The organism is Gemmiger sp. An120 (genome assembly GCF_002160955.1).
Classification (GTDB): Bacteria; Bacillota; Clostridia; order Oscillospirales; family Ruminococcaceae; genus Gemmiger_A; species Gemmiger_A avium.
Map to the genome: position 1 here is coordinate 199,102 of NZ_NFLN01000003.1, position 14,137 is coordinate 213,238.

Below are 14,137 nucleotides of genomic sequence, written 5' to 3' on the forward strand. Positions count from 1 at the left end.
GGGTTTGTGCAGACTGGAGGAATACTGCAATGAAAAAGTTTCTTGCCTTGCTGCTGGCCCTTGTGCTGGTACTGAGTCTGGCTGCCTGCGGGCAGGTCGGGTCCGGCTCTTCCGTGCCGGAAAGTTCGTCCGCCGCGGCCGAGCCTACCCCCGCCCCGGAAAGCGAATCGGAAGCCGAGCCGGTTGAACCCGCCTCCTATTCCATCGCCGGGCTGAAGGGCCCCACCACCATGGGCATGGTCAAGCTCATGGATGACGCGGAACAGGGCCTGTACGACAACACCTACACCGTGACCATGTACGGCGCGGCGGATGAGATCGTGCCGCTGCTGAGCAAGGGCGAGCTGGATATGGCCGCCGTGCCCGCCAACCTGGCCGCTACCCTGTACCAGAAACTGGAGGACAAGGTGCAGGTAGCCGCCGTCAACACCCTGGGTGTGCTGTATGTGGTGACCACCGGCAACGCGGAAGTGACCAGCGTGGCCGACCTGGCCGGCAAGACCGTTTACTCCACCGGCAAGGGCACCACCCCCGAGTATGCCCTGAACTACATTCTGACCCAGAACGGTCTGGACCCCGCCAAGGATCTGACCATTGAGTACAAGAGCGAAGCCACCGAGGTGCTGTCCGCCATGCAGACCGCCGGCGATGCGGTGGCCGTACTGCCGCAGCCCTATGTGACCACCGCCCAGATGCAGGTGGAGGGGCTCAAGGTGGCCCTGGACCTGACCGAGGAATGGAACAAGGTCAGCCCGGACAGCGCGCTGGTGACCGGCGTGCTGCTGGCCCGCACCGATGTGATCGAGGCCAATCCCGCCGCCTTTGACCAGTTCCTGGCCGACTACCAGGCCAGCATCGAGTGGGTGAACGCCAACACCGCCGACGCGGCCCAGCTGGTTGCCAAGTACGAGATCGTGCCCAAGGCCGAAGTGGCCGAAAAGGCTCTGCCCGCCTGCAACATCACCTGGCTGGCCGGCAGTGAGATGAAGGACAAGCTGTCCGGCTATCTGCAGACCCTGTACGATCAGGATCCGGCCTCCGTGGGCGGGGCCATGCCGGACGACGGCTTCTACTATGGTGCCTAAGCCCGCAACCGCCCGGGTATCCCGGCTGCAGGCTGCCGCCGCCATCCTGTTCTGGGTGGCGGTGTGGCAGCTTGCGGCCTTTTTTGTTGGCCGGATGGGGCTGGGCTTTTTGCTGGCCGGCCCCCTCGAAACACTGCAGGTTCTGGCCGGGATGCTGCCGCAGGGGGCATTCTGGGGCCGGATCGGATTCAGCGCGGCGCGCATTCTGGGCGGTTTTGCGCTGGCGCTGGTATTCGGGTGCCTGCTGGCGGCGCTGAGCGCGGCACTGCCGCCGGTGTACATTCTGCTGCGGCCCCTGATGCAGTTTATCAAGGCAACGCCGGTGGCCAGCATCATCATCCTGGCCCTGCTGTGGGTGAGCAGCGCCAACCTGTCGGTGCTGATCAGCTTTCTGATGGTGCTGCCGGTGATCTATGCGGCGGTGCTGGAGGGCATCCGCCGCACTGACCCCCAGCTGCTGGAGATGGCCCGTGTGTTCCGCCTGCCCTTCGGGCGTACCCTGCGGGCGATCTGGCTGCCCGGGGTCTGGCCCTATCTGCTGCAAAGCTGTGAGACGGGGCTGGGCCTGTGCTGGAAAAGCGGTGTGGCCGCCGAGGTGATCGGCCTGGCGGGCGGCAGCATCGGTGAAGCGCTGTACCAGGCCAAGATTTTTCTGCAGACCGGTGAGCTGTTCGCCTGGACGCTGGTGATCATTCTGGTAAGCGCTGTATTTGAGAAACTGGCGCTGGCCGCTTTGCGGCTGGCCGGGCGCCGGCTGGGAGGAGGTGCGCCGCTGTGTACGCGGAATTAACCGATGTGACCAAGCGGTACGGCGGCGAAACCGTGCTGGAGAAGGTGAGCCGCCGTCTGGAGGGCACCACCGTATTGATGGGCCCCTCCGGCCGGGGAAAAACCACCCTGGCCCGGCTGCTGCTGGGGCTGGAAAAGCCGGACGAGGGCCGCGTGACGGTGACCGGGCGGCTGGCGGCGGTGTTTCAGGAAGACCGGCTCTGCCCGCAGCTGAGCGCTGTGGCCAACGTGGCGCTGGCGCTGCCCGGCCACGGCGAACAAACAGCCCGCCAGGCCCTGGAGGAACTGGGGCTTTCCGGCGAAGATCTGACCAAGCCCGCCGCCCTTTTGAGCGGCGGACAGCAGCGGCGGGCGGCCCTGGCCCGGGCCATGCTTGCCCCTGCGGAGGGGGTTGTTCTGGACGAACCGTTCAAAGGGCTGGACGAGGACACCGCCGCCCTGGCCATGGCCTGGACAAAGCGCAAAGCCGATGGCCGATGGCTGCTGCTGATCACCCACGATCCGGAGCAGGCGGCCTGGTTTGGCGGCAACCTGTGGCAGCTGGGCGCGCCGTAAGCGGCTTTTTTTTGCAAAAAAGCGTAAAAAACCGTTTACATTCCGCCTGTTTTTTCTTACAATGAAAAGTGTTGTGAAAAACTGCTGCCGGGCACAGGTTCCGGCAGACCCTATGTAAGGAGCGATAGAGTATGGAACGTTTGGTGGGTACCGTATCCCGGGGCGTGCGCGCCCCCATCATCCGGCAGGGCGACGACATGGCCCGCATCGTGGTGGACAGCGTGCTGGCCGCCGCCGAGAGCGAGGGTTTCTCCCTGCGTGACCGGGACGTGATCGGCGTGACCGAGGCTGTGGTGGCCCGCAGCCAGGGCAACTACGCCACCGTGGACCAGATTGCCAAGGACGTGCGCGCCAAGCTGGGCGGCGGCACCGTGGGCGTTCTGTTCCCGATTCTGAGCCGCAACCGGTTTGCCATCTGCCTGAAGGGCATTGCCAGCGGCTGCCGCAAGGTGGTGCTGATGCTCAGCTATCCCTCCGATGAGGTGGGCAACCATCTGATCAGCGAGGACGACCTGGATGCCAGCGGCGTAAACCCCTGGAGCGACGTGCTCACCGAGGAGCGCTACCGGGAACTGTTCGGCTACAAGAAGCACACCTTTACCGGCGTGGACTATGTGGAATACTACCGCAGCGTGATCGAGGAGTGCGGGGCCGAATGCCAGGTGGTGTTCGCCAACAATCCCCGGGCCATCCTGGATTACACCGACACCGTGCTGGCCTGTGACATCCACACCCGCCGCCGCACCCAGCGGATCCTGAAGGCCGCGGGCGCCAAGACGGTGCTGTGCCTGGACGAGATCATGACCGCCAGCGTGGACGGCAGCGGCTACAACGACAAGTACGGCCTGCTGGGTTCCAACAAGGCCACCGAGCAGACCGTGAAGCTGTTCCCCATCCACTGCCAGGAGCTGGTGGACCGTATCCAGGCCGAACTGCTGGAAAAGACCGGCAAGCACGTGGAGGTCATGGTCTACGGCGACGGCGCTTTCAAGGATCCCATGGGCAAGATCTGGGAGCTGGCCGACCCCGTTGTCAGCCCGGCCTACACCGCCGGCCTGGAGGGTACCCCCAACGAACTGAAGCTGAAGTACCTGGCCGACAACGACTTTGCCGACCTGAGCGGCGAGGCCCTGAAGGCCGCCATCAGCAAGGCGATTGAGGAGAAGGACCGCAAGGCCGAGAGCCTGACCGGCAACATGGCCAGCCAAGGCACCACCCCCCGCCGCCTGACCGACCTGATCGGCAGCCTGTGCGATTTGACCAGCGGCAGCGGTGACAAGGGTACCCCCATCATCCTGGTGCAGGGCTACTTCGATAACTACACCAAGTAAACAGCGTTCCGCTTATCTGCGCGGGGCGGACGGTTTTGAAAGCCGTCCGCCCCGCGTTTTCTTTTGCTTGACAGGGTTACTCTACTGTGTTAGACTGAAAGCAGAAACGGCTCTAATCCATTAGAGGAGGTGGTTTCTTTGGAGACACCCAAAATCTTTGAGAGCGAATACCGGTTTTGCCTGATTCTGTGGGCCCACGAACCGGTCAAAAGCAGCGAGCTGGTGGCCCTGTGCCGGGGGCAGCTGGGCTGGAAACCCACCACCACCTACACCGTGATCAAGCGGCTGGCCCAGCGGGGGGTACTGGTGAATGAAGACACGGTGGTGCGCAGCCTGGTGAGCAAGGACGAGGTGCAGGCCGCCGAGATTGACGAGATGGTGGAGAAGAAGTTTGAGGGGTCGCTGCCCGCGTTTCTGGCGGCCTTTACCCGGCACCGGAAGATGACCGACCGGGAAATCGACCAGGTACAGCGGATGATCGACGAGTACCGAAAGGAGAACAGCCATGAGTGAGGTGTTTCTGACCCTGTTCAACCGCAGCCTGACCGCCTGCTGGCTGATCGCGGTGGTGCTGGTGCTGCGGCTGGTGTTCCGCAAGGCGCCCCGATGGCCCCGGCTGCTGCTGTGGGCGGTGGTGGGGTTCCGGTTGCTGCCGTTCTCCATCCCCCACCCCTGGAGCCTGGTGCCCACCCGGGAGGTTCTGCCGGAAGAGATGCTCTACTCGTCCACGCCGCACATTGAAAGCGGTATCCCGGCGGTGGATGCGGCGGTGAATCCCGCCTTTACCGGGTCACTGGCTCCCAGCCCCGGGGCCAGTGTCAACCCGCTGCAGGTGCTCACCTGGCTGGCCGGCTGGGTGTGGCTGATCGGGCTGGCGGGGATGCTGCTCTACGCGGCCATCAGCTGGCTGCGGCTGAAAGGGCGGCTGCGCACGGCGGTGCGGCTTCAGGACAATATCTGGCAGTCCGACCGGATCGCCGCCCCCTTTGTGCTGGGGCTTCTGCGGCCCCGGATTTACCTGCCCTTTTCCCTGCCGGAGAGCGCGCTGCCCTCGGTGATTGCCCACGAGCAGGCCCACATTGCCCGCAAAGACCACTGGTTCAAGCTGCTGGGATTCGCCTTTCTGGCGGTATACTGGTTCAATCCGGTGATCTGGCTGGCCTATATTCTGTTCTGCCGGGATATGGAAGCCGCCTGCGACGAGCGGGTAGTAAGCAAACTGGACCCGGCAGGCCGGGCGGACTATTCCCAGGCGCTGCTGGCCTGCAGTCTGCCCCGGCGGCGGGTGGCCCCCTGCCCCCTGGCCTTTGGCGAGGTGGGGGTAAAAAGCCGGGTAAAGGCGGTGCTTCGCTACAAAAAGCCGGCCGTCATCCTGCTGGTGCTGCTGATCTGTTCAGTCACCGCCGCCCTGACCTTCTTCGCCTATGACCAGCCGGATGAATCCCTGCAATGGGCCAAAAAGCTGCAGGCGGAAGATATAACCCGCCTGGAACTGGTGGTAATGCCCCAGGATACCGACAAGCAGTATAAGCTGCTGAACGAGGAGGAAACCGGTCGGGCGGTGGAACTGATCAAACAGAGCCGGGGCCGCCGGCTGAGCCGCCATGAAGCCCTGGCGGGCGGCTGCATCACCTTCTATGTGACCACCGCCGACGGGGTAACCCACACGATAGCCAACGAGGGCAACACCTATCTGACAATAGACGGGGCCTACTTTGACGCCGGATATGACTGGCTGGCCGGGTGGGAGAGCGACTGGGGCGAAGGGAACGCCGCCCTGCCGGAGGGCTTTTTTGAAAACAAGGCGCTGGCTCTGGAGGATCTGCCCCAGCCCTCCGCGGCGCTGAACACCGCTATCCAGGCGGCGGTGCTGGGCCAGGACGGGGCGCCGGTGCAGGCCCTTGTCACACGGGTGGAGAGCCACGCGGTACTGGACATGACCCGTCAGAACGGGCAGACTCTGGTTTATGCTCTGGTGCGGGAGGAAACCTTTGATCTGACCGGCAGCGAGCCGGTAGCGGTAAGCGGCAGCGTCCTTCCCACCGCGCTGACCTTCTCCGGCGATGAAACCGCCGGGTATACTCTGCTGGACTACTGGACGGCACAAGACGGCAGCCTCTACACGGCCAGTATCCGGGAGACCTTTACCCCGCTGGCGGCCCAGCGGCTGTTTGCGGGGGATACGGTATACTCCCGCGAACTGCGCACCATCAATCTGCAAAAGGCACAGATCGCCTGGGAACAGGCCCACGCGGAGGAATCGGACGGCAGCGGCTTCCTTTCCAGCAGCGAGATCGGCGCCGTGCTGGAGGCCCGGCTGGTAAATGCCGGTGTATTGGAACCCGGGCAGATCGGCCGGGAACTGGTCTGGCGGGAGACGGAACTGCGCACCGAGGTGATCGCCGGGCAGGAATGCCTGGTGCTGCCCCTGTATTATGCAGACACGGCGGAAAACGGCGAACTGGCCGGCCAATGGTACGGAGATTTTGCCCTGTCCGGGAACCGGAACAACATATACCGGTATGACCCTGCGGGGACTTCCGAGGATACCATGTGGCTGGAGTTTATGCCGGCCGTTTCCGGGCCGCAGGCCACACCGGCCCCGGATACCGGTGCAGCGCAGGGGGCTGCCGTCCAGGCAGCCTTTGCAGACGAGGCCCTGCTGGCCAACCTGACCGATTACGACCAGTTTGCCGACTATCCCTCTGATTACCAGACGCAGCTGGTATTTACCGCCGATGCACCGGTATCCGATTTCCGGTTTCTGGCCCTGACCCTGCGGGATGTGGGCGCGGACGGTACCATGTACTATGATACCGAAGATCTGTACACCACCGATGCGCTGACCGAGGGCAAGCCGGTGGTGATCCGGATGACCTTTGCGGGCGACGTGCCCGACCGGGGCATTGCCTACACCGATGCAGACGGGATCACCCGCTATTTTGCCATCACCACAAGCGGCGAGGACGGCTCGCTGCTGCTGATGGAATTCACCGTCTGACTATCTTTTTTGCGCCCGCCTTTGTAAATATCGGAGGCGGGCATTTTGCTGCTTCCGACACAACAAAACGGCATGACCGTTCCGGTCATGCCGTTTTTGTTGCTTTATACGCGGCTTGCGCGGGCCTTAGCTTACTTGCTCAGGCGGGCACGCAGGTCGGCCAGCTGCTTGCGCAGCTCGGCGGGAACACGCTCGCCGATCTGGTCGTACAGCTCTTCCACGCCGTTGCAGTCTTCCAGCCACAGGTCCTTGTCCACGCTCAGCAGGTCCTTAACGGTATCCAGGGTGATGCCGTCCAGGCCGGTGATGTCGATGTCCTCAGCGTTGGGCAGGTAGCCGATCGGGGTCTCCACGGCGTCCACTTCGCCCTTGCAGCGCTTCAGCATCCACATCAGCACACGCATGTTGTCGCCGAAGCCCGGCCAGATGAAGTGGCCTTCGTCGTCGGTACGGAACCAGTTGACATGGAAGATCTTCGGGGCCTTGTCGCCCAGCTTCTCGCCCATCTCAATCCAGTGATTGAAGTAGTCGCCCATGTTGTAGCCGGTGAAGGGACGCATGGCCATCGGGTCACGACGGACAACGCCCACGGCGCCGGCAGCGGCAGCGGTGGTCTCAGAAGCCATCGCGGAGCCCACGTACACGCCGTGGTTCCAGTCGAAGCTCTGGAACACCAGCGGAGCGGTCTTGGCGCGGCGGCCGCCGAACACCATAGCGGTGACAGGCACGCCGTTGGGGTTGTTGAACTCCTTGCTCAGGCAGGGGCAGTTCACAGCGGGAGCGGTGAAGCGGCTGTTGGGATGCGCCAGCTTGTTGCCCTCGGCAACCCACTCCTTGCCGTTGACCTTCTTGCCGGTCCACTCTTCGGCGTTCTCGGGCGGGTTCTTGTCCAGGCCTTCCCACCACACGGTGTTGTTGTCCAGGTTGTGGGCAACGTTGGTGAAGATGGTGTTCTTCATGGTGGTGTGCAGCGCGTTGGGGTTGGACTTCTCGTTGGTGCCGGGCGCCACGCCGAAGAAGCCGTTCTCCGGGTTGATGGCGTACAGGCGGCCGTCCTCACCGATGTGCATCCAGGCGATATCGTCGCCCACGGTCCACACCTTATAGCCCTGCTTGGCGTACACTTCGGGCGGGATCAGCATGGCCAGGTTGGTCTTGCCGCAGGCAGAGGGGAAGGCAGCGGTGATGTATTCCACATGGCCGGTGGGATCCTCAATGCCCAGGATCAGCATATGCTCAGCCATCCAGCCTTCCTTCAGGCCCTGGTAGCTGGCGATACGCAGCGCAAAGCACTTCTTGCCCAGCAGCACGTTGCCGCCGTAGCCGGAGTTGATGGACCAGATGGTGTTCTCTTCGGGGAATTGCACGATGTAGCGGTTCTCCTCTTCCATCTTGGCCTTGGAGTGCAGGCCGCGGACGAAGTCGTTGGAATCGCCCAGCTGATCCAGAGCCTGCTTGCCCATACGGGTCATGATATCCATGTTCATAACCACGTAGATGGAGTCGGTCAGCTCAATGCCGACCTTGCTGAACGGGCTGCCGATGGGGCCCATGCAGTAGGGCAGCACGTACATGGTGCGGCCCTTCATGCAGCCGTCGTACATGGGGATCAGCTTGGCCTTCATCTCGCTGGTTTCCATCCAGTTGTTGATGGGGGCGGCGTCCTCTTTCTTCTTGGTGCAGATGTAGGTGCGGCCTTCTACGCGGGCCACGTCGTTCACCGCGGTATGATGCAGCACACAGCCGGGCAGCAGCTCCTCGTTCAGGGGCTGCATCTCGCCGGTCTTGAAGCTTTCCTCACGAAGAGCCTTCAGCTGCTCCTCGCTGCCGTCGATCCAGACGACCTTGTCGGGCTTGACCAGCGCGACCATTTCGTCCAGCCAGGTCAATACGTGCTTGTTGGTAGTCATTAACTGTCACCTATCCTCTCCGTCGAATTTCTCATCGCAATGTCTGCGCGGAAAAACTCGCCATTTGATGTTATTGTATCACTTTGTTAAATACTATTCAATATTCAGAAACCGGTTCAAGGACAAAAATGCAAATTTTGGCGCAAAGTTTACATCTTGTTCACGAATCCGTCTTTCGCTGGAAAACGACTGTCCGGCTTTTACAGGATCACCGGTTTCTGGGTCAGGGCCTGCCCCATCCCGGCGGGCCGTGCACGGCAGAGGGAAGCAAAATCCGCCGCGGCACACTCTGCCTTTCCCACGGCCGCGCAGTCCTCGCTTTGCCGCATCAGCCGGGCCAGGGACACACCGCAGGGCAGCTGTGCGCTGCCGCACAGTTCCAGGGCCGGCCGGCGGGCAGCCAGCACGTGCAGATAGGGCGGCAGACCGGGCAGCGCGCCCTCCCGGTAATCCAGCGCCGCGTCCAGCGCCAGGCGGCGCAGCCGGGCGTGGGCATAGCGGCGGGTCTTGGCCGTGTCGTACAGCGCCCGGGCGGTGGGGGCGGTGCGCACCGCGTCCGCCAGCCGGTGCTGCAGCCCCTCGTTCACCCCGCGGATACGGGCCAGCTGCTCCGGCGTCAGGGCGCGCAGGCGGCTGAGCAGCGCCAGGTCAAAGGCCCGGGCGCTGGTCAAAAGTCCGGCGGCCGCCGCCTGCTCATACAGCGCAAAGGCAGCGGGCGGCACCAGGCCCCGGGCCCCCTCGATCCCCCGCAGGGCGATGCGGCGGCGGATCCAGCTGGCGCTGGCAAATCCGCCGGTCTCCCCCTCCTGGCCGTGGGCGGCCCCCCGGCGGGGAACCGGCAGCGGGGTCAGGGCGGCGCGCTGGGCCAGGATGGCTTTGCAGTACTCCACCCCCAGGTTGTTGTTGGGCCCGGCCAGCAGCGCCCCTGCACCGGGGCGGATGCTCTCCGCGGCGGCGGCCCGGGCGGCGGCGTAGGGGGCGCCCCCCGCCAGCTGCTGCCGCAGCGCGGCGGCGTAGGGCTGCCCCAGCAGCAGACGCGCCGTATCCAGCAGGGCGTCCTTATCCGCCGTCTCGGCCCCGAACGCCAGGGTATCCACGCAGCCCAGCGCGTTCAGCAGCCCCACCCCGGCGGCGGCAAAGCCCTCGGCGCTGCGGCAGGCATAAGGCGCGGGCAGAGCGATCACCAGATCCGCCCCGGCCTCCAGCGCGGCCTGCGCCCGCACCAGCGGCGGCAGAATGGGTATCCCGCCCCGCTGCACCGCCCAGCTGCTCATACAGATCACAATCCGGTCAAAGCCCTGCTGCCGCAGCTGCCCGATCTGCCAGGCGTGCCCGGCATGAAAGGGATCGTATTCGGCAATGATGCCCGCAACGCGCATATCCGCGCCTCCTTTTGTCGGCTTTTGGCCGGTTTTTGCCTTGAAAAAGCGATGCGTCCATTATATAATAGTTTTGTCGCAAAGTAAAATCAGGATTCGGGCGGGAGAAATCTGCTTCCGCCCTTATATCCGTGACAAAAAACATCGGGAGGAGTTCGACAATGAAGATTCTGGTGATCAACTGCGGTTCTTCTTCTCTGAAGTATCAGCTGATCGACATGGAGGGTGAAACCGTTCTGTGCAAGGGACTGTGCGAGCGCATCGGCATCGAGGGCAGCAAGATCACCCATCAGGCCAACGGCGGCAAGTGGAGCGTGGAGGTTCCCTTCCCCACCCACACCGAGGCCTTTATGAAGGTTGTGGAGATGATGACCACCGGCGAGGGCGCCGTGGTTGCCGACAAGAGCGAGATCGGCGCCATCGGCCATCGCGTGGTGCAGGGCGCGGAGTTCTTTACCAAGAGCGAGATCGTGACCGACGCCATCATCGACAAGATCGAAGAGATCGCCCCGCTGGCTCCGGTGCACAACATGGCCCATGTGCAGGGTCTGCGCAGCGCCAAGAAGGTGTTTGGCGAGCAGGTGCCCAACGTGGTTGTGTTTGACACCACCTTCCACCAGACCATGCCTCCCAAGGCCTATATGTACGGCGTGCCCTACGAGATGTACGAGAAGTACGCCATCCGCCGGTACGGCGCCCACGGCACCAGCCATCGCTATGTGAGCATGGCCGCCGCCAAGTTCCTGGGCAAGGATCCTTCCGAGCTGAAGATGGTCACCTGCCATCTGGGCAACGGCTCCTCCATCACCGCTGTGGACGGCGGCAAGTGCGTGGACACCAGCATGGGCCTGACCCCGCTGGCCGGTGTGCTGATGGGCACCCGCTGCGGCGACGTGGATCCCAGCGTGGTGACCTACATGGAGCAGAAGCTGGGCATCCATGGCCAGGAGATGGCCGACTACCTGAACAAGAAGAGCGGCCTGCTGGGCGTGAGCGGCGTTTCCAGCGATATGCGTGACGTGACCACCGCTGCCGAGAACGGCAACGAGCGTGCGCAGCTGGCCACCGACATGCTGAAGTACCAGATCAAGAAGTACATCGGCGCTTATGCTGCCGCTATGGGCGGTCTGGACTGCGTGGTCTTCACCGGCGGTATCGGCGAGAACGACAACAACGTGCGCCGCGATGTCTGCGCCGGGATGGAGTTCCTGGGCATGAAGCTGGATCCCGAGAAGAACAACCTGCGCGGTCAGGACATCATCGACATGTCCGCTGCCGACAGCAAGGTGAAGATCCTGATGGTCTGCACCAACGAGGAACTGATGATCGCCCGCGACACCCTGGCTCTGGTTCAGGGCTGATTGCCGGTTCGATAAACAGCACAAAACAAGCAGGCGCTCCGGTCAAAGGCCGGGGCGCCTGTTTTTATATCTTACAGCAGAAAACGGGGCGTACCGCTTTTGACGGTACGCCCCGTTTGTTGTTTTGGCTTATGCGCCCAGGTACGCTTTGCGCACCGAGTCGTTGTTGAGCAGTTCGGCGGCGCTGCCCTGCATAATGATCCGGCCGGTTTCCAGCACGTAGGCGCGCTGAGCCACCGACAGGGCCATCTGGGCATTCTGTTCCACCAGCAGGATGGTCATGCCGCGCTTGTTCAGCTCGGTGATGATCTCGAAGATCTCCTTGACCAGCAGCGGGGACAGGCCCATGGAGGGCTCGTCCAGCAGCAGCACCTTGGCGCCGGACATCATGGCACGGCCCATGGCCAGCATCTGCTGCTCGCCGCCGGAGAGGGTGCCGGCCATCTGGCGGCGGCGCTCTTTCAGGCGGGGGAACCACTGGAACACTTCCTGCATGTTGGGGGCGACGGAAGAGGCGGGCTGGGTGTAGGCGCCCATCTCCAGATTCTCCTCCACGCTCATGGCCAGGAACACCCGGCGGCCTTCCGGCACATGGGCCAGGCCCTTGGCCACGATCTTGTGGGGAGCCACGCTCTTGATGCTCTCCCCTTTCAGGATCACGTCGCCGGTCTTGGTGCGAAGCAGGCCGGAGATGGTTTTCAGAATGGTGCTCTTGCCCGCGCCGTTGGCGCCGATCAGGGTAACGATCTCGCCCTCGTTCACTTCAAAGGAAACGTCCTTGATGGCGTGGATGTTGCCGTAATACACATTGATGTTATCAACCTTCAGCATGCTCTCACGCCTCCTTCTTGCCCAGATAGGCCTCGATCACGACGGGGTCGTTCCGGATCTCGTCGGGGGTGCCCTTGGCGATGATCTTGCCGTAGTTCAGCACCGCGATGCCCTCGCAGATGCCCATGACCAGGTTCATGTCATGCTCGATCAGCATAATGGCGATCTGGAAGGTGTCCCGGATCTTGCTGATGTTCTGCATCAGTTCGGCAGTCTCGGAGGGGTTCATGCCGGCGGCCGGCTCGTCCAGCAGCAGCAGCTTGGGCTCGCTGGCCAGGGCACGGATGATCTCCAGACGGCGCTGGGCACCGTAGGGCAGGCTGCCGGCCTTGACCTCGGCCAGATCCTGCATGCCGAAGATGCTCAGCAGGTCCAGAGCCTTTTCCTGCGCGGCTTTCTCCTCTTTCCAGTAGGTGGGCAGCCGCAGCACGGCGGCGGGCAGGCGGCAGTTCAGGGACTTGTGCATGCCGATCTTTACGTTGTCGGCCACCGACAGTTCCTTGAACAGACGGATGTTCTGGAAGGTACGGGCAATGCCCATCTGGTTGACCTGGTACACCTTTTTGCCCTTGGTGTCCACCCCGTCCAGCAGGATGGAGCCGCGGGTGGGCTGGTACACGTTGGTCAGCAGATTGAACACGGTGGTTTTGCCCGCGCCGTTGGGGCCGATCAGGCCGGCAATCTCGGTGCGGCCGATGGCCAGGTTAAAGTCGTCCACAGCGGTCAGACCGCCGAAATCCACGCCCAGGTGGCGGGCGTCCAGAATGGGCATTTTGTCAATGTCCCGCTCAGGCACCATGCCGCTGCCCGGCACGGGGATCAGTTTTGTCTTGCTGCTCATTCGCCCTTACCCCCTTTCGCCTGGGCGGCGGTCTTGCGGCCGCCGCGGTTGAGCAGTTTCTCCAGAATACGGCTCATGGAGAAGTCATACTGGCCCATCAGGCCGGAGGGCTTGAAGATCATAACCACGATCAGCGCCAGCGAGTAGGCCACCATGCGGTAGTCCTCAAAGGCACGCAGCGCCTCGGGCAGGATGGTCAGCACGGAGGCGGACAGCACAGAACCAACCATGGAGCCCAGGCCGCCCAGCACCACGTTGACCAGGATCTCGATGGACTTCATGAAGCCGAAATCCTTGGGAACCAGAGAGCCGATATGGCCCGCGTACAGGCAGCCCGCCACACCGGCGAAGAAAGCCGACAGGGAGAAGGCCATAACCTTGTAGTAGGTGGTGTTGATGCCGCTGGATTCGGCGGCGATCTCGTTTTCCCGGATGGCCAGGATGGCGCGGCCGTGATGAGACTTCATCACCATATGGATCACCAGGCAGGTGACCACCACGCAGGCCAGCACCAGATAGAAATTGGTAAAGGAGGGGATCCGCTTCAGGCCGGAGATACCGCCGGTGAACTCAAAGCCCAGCACATCGTCGATGTTCTGGATAATGACGCGGATGACCTCGCCGAAGCCCAGGGTGATGATGGCCAGATAGTCGCCCCGCAGGCGCAGGGCCGGAATACCGATCAGCACGCCGAAAACCGCCGCCACCACGCCGGACAGCACCAGCGCCGCCAGGATGGCCAGCGCGTAGAGCGGGCCGCTCAGATCGGAGGCGTTGACGCTCTTAAGGAAGATACCGCCGGTGTAGGCGCCCACCGCCATGAAGCCTGCATGGCCCAGAGGCAGCTGGCCCAGGTAGCCGGTGGCCACGTTCAGGGAAACAGCCAGGATGATGTTGATGCCGGCCAGGGAGAGCACGGTGCTGCTGTAGCCGTCGATCATACCGCCCTGCATCAGGCCGTAGAACAGGCCGAACAGTGCCAGAACCAGCACTGTGTTGATCAGATACCGAACCGGCATGGGGATCGTTTTGCGTTTTTCGATCATGTTACCAA

General features: G+C 63.1%; 12 protein-coding genes. 7 read left to right on the forward strand and 5 right to left on the reverse strand.

The features are described 5' to 3' along the window. The first annotated feature begins 29 nt into the window (after positions 1 to 29). From B5E65_RS04240 to B5E65_RS04265, 6 genes are all read left to right on the forward strand, one after another. Positions 30 to 1,085, forward strand: coding sequence for an ABC transporter substrate-binding protein (locus B5E65_RS04240; RefSeq protein ID WP_087170528.1), 1,056 nt, complete (start codon positions 30 to 32; stop codon positions 1,083 to 1,085). Beyond that, positions 1,075 to 1,875 carry an ABC transporter permease gene (locus tag B5E65_RS04245; RefSeq protein ID WP_206406276.1) on the forward strand — a complete coding sequence of 267 codons (801 nt, stop codon included), beginning with the start codon at positions 1,075 to 1,077 and terminating at the stop codon, positions 1,873 to 1,875. Before B5E65_RS04240 ends, B5E65_RS04245 begins: the two co-directional genes overlap by 11 nt. Next, positions 1,860 to 2,429, forward strand: coding sequence for an ATP-binding cassette domain-containing protein (locus tag B5E65_RS04250; RefSeq protein WP_242957472.1), 570 nt, complete (start codon positions 1,860 to 1,862; stop codon positions 2,427 to 2,429). The genes B5E65_RS04245 and B5E65_RS04250 overlap by 16 nt, the downstream gene beginning before the upstream one ends. A gap of 131 nt (positions 2,430 to 2,560) precedes the next feature. Beyond that, complete coding sequence (locus tag B5E65_RS04255; protein ID WP_087170529.1) at positions 2,561 to 3,760, forward strand: coenzyme F420-0:L-glutamate ligase; 1,200 nt, start codon at positions 2,561 to 2,563, stop codon at positions 3,758 to 3,760. Positions 3,761 to 3,898: 138 nt separating this feature from the next. Continuing rightward, positions 3,899 to 4,273 (forward strand): BlaI/MecI/CopY family transcriptional regulator, encoded by a 375-nt coding sequence (locus B5E65_RS04260; RefSeq protein WP_087170530.1) that lies wholly within the window; start codon positions 3,899 to 3,901, stop codon positions 4,271 to 4,273. After that, positions 4,266 to 6,761 (forward strand): M56 family metallopeptidase, encoded by a 2,496-nt coding sequence (locus B5E65_RS04265; protein WP_087170531.1) that lies wholly within the window; start codon positions 4,266 to 4,268, stop codon positions 6,759 to 6,761. The genes B5E65_RS04260 and B5E65_RS04265 overlap by 8 nt, the downstream gene beginning before the upstream one ends. A 131-nt stretch (positions 6,762 to 6,892) precedes the next feature. On the opposite strand, the gene B5E65_RS04270 is transcribed toward B5E65_RS04265, so the two are convergent. After that, positions 6,893 to 8,671 (reverse strand): phosphoenolpyruvate carboxykinase (GTP), encoded by a 1,779-nt coding sequence (locus tag B5E65_RS04270; RefSeq protein WP_087170532.1) that lies wholly within the window; start codon positions 8,669 to 8,671, stop codon positions 6,893 to 6,895. A gap of 200 nt (positions 8,672 to 8,871) precedes the next feature. Continuing rightward, positions 8,872 to 10,050, reverse strand: a complete 1,179-nt coding sequence (locus B5E65_RS04275) for a nucleotidyltransferase family protein (RefSeq protein WP_087170533.1) — start codon at positions 10,048 to 10,050, stop codon at positions 8,872 to 8,874. A 161-nt stretch (positions 10,051 to 10,211) separates the two neighbouring features. Here B5E65_RS04275 and B5E65_RS04280 point away from each other — a divergent pair, with 161 nt between their 5' ends. Beyond that, entirely contained in the window at positions 10,212 to 11,411 is a 1,200-nt protein-coding gene (locus B5E65_RS04280; RefSeq protein ID WP_087170534.1) for an acetate/propionate family kinase, read from the forward strand. Between the two features lie 129 nt (positions 11,412 to 11,540). Here B5E65_RS04280 and B5E65_RS04285 read toward each other — a convergent pair whose 3' ends face one another. The 3 genes from B5E65_RS04285 to B5E65_RS04295 are packed head-to-tail and all read right to left on the reverse strand — an operon-like array spanning position 11,541 to position 14,129. Further along, positions 11,541 to 12,242, reverse strand: a complete 702-nt coding sequence (locus tag B5E65_RS04285) for an ABC transporter ATP-binding protein (RefSeq protein ID WP_087170535.1) — start codon at positions 12,240 to 12,242, stop codon at positions 11,541 to 11,543. 4 nt (positions 12,243 to 12,246) lie between these two features. Further along, positions 12,247 to 13,041: an ABC transporter ATP-binding protein gene (locus B5E65_RS04290; protein WP_430672980.1), complete on the reverse strand. Its 795-nt coding sequence runs from the start codon at positions 13,039 to 13,041 to the stop codon at positions 12,247 to 12,249. A gap of 38 nt (positions 13,042 to 13,079) precedes the next feature. Beyond that, positions 13,080 to 14,129 (reverse strand): branched-chain amino acid ABC transporter permease, encoded by a 1,050-nt coding sequence (locus B5E65_RS04295; protein ID WP_087170537.1) that lies wholly within the window; start codon positions 14,127 to 14,129, stop codon positions 13,080 to 13,082. Between the last annotated feature and the right edge of the window lie 8 nt (positions 14,130 to 14,137).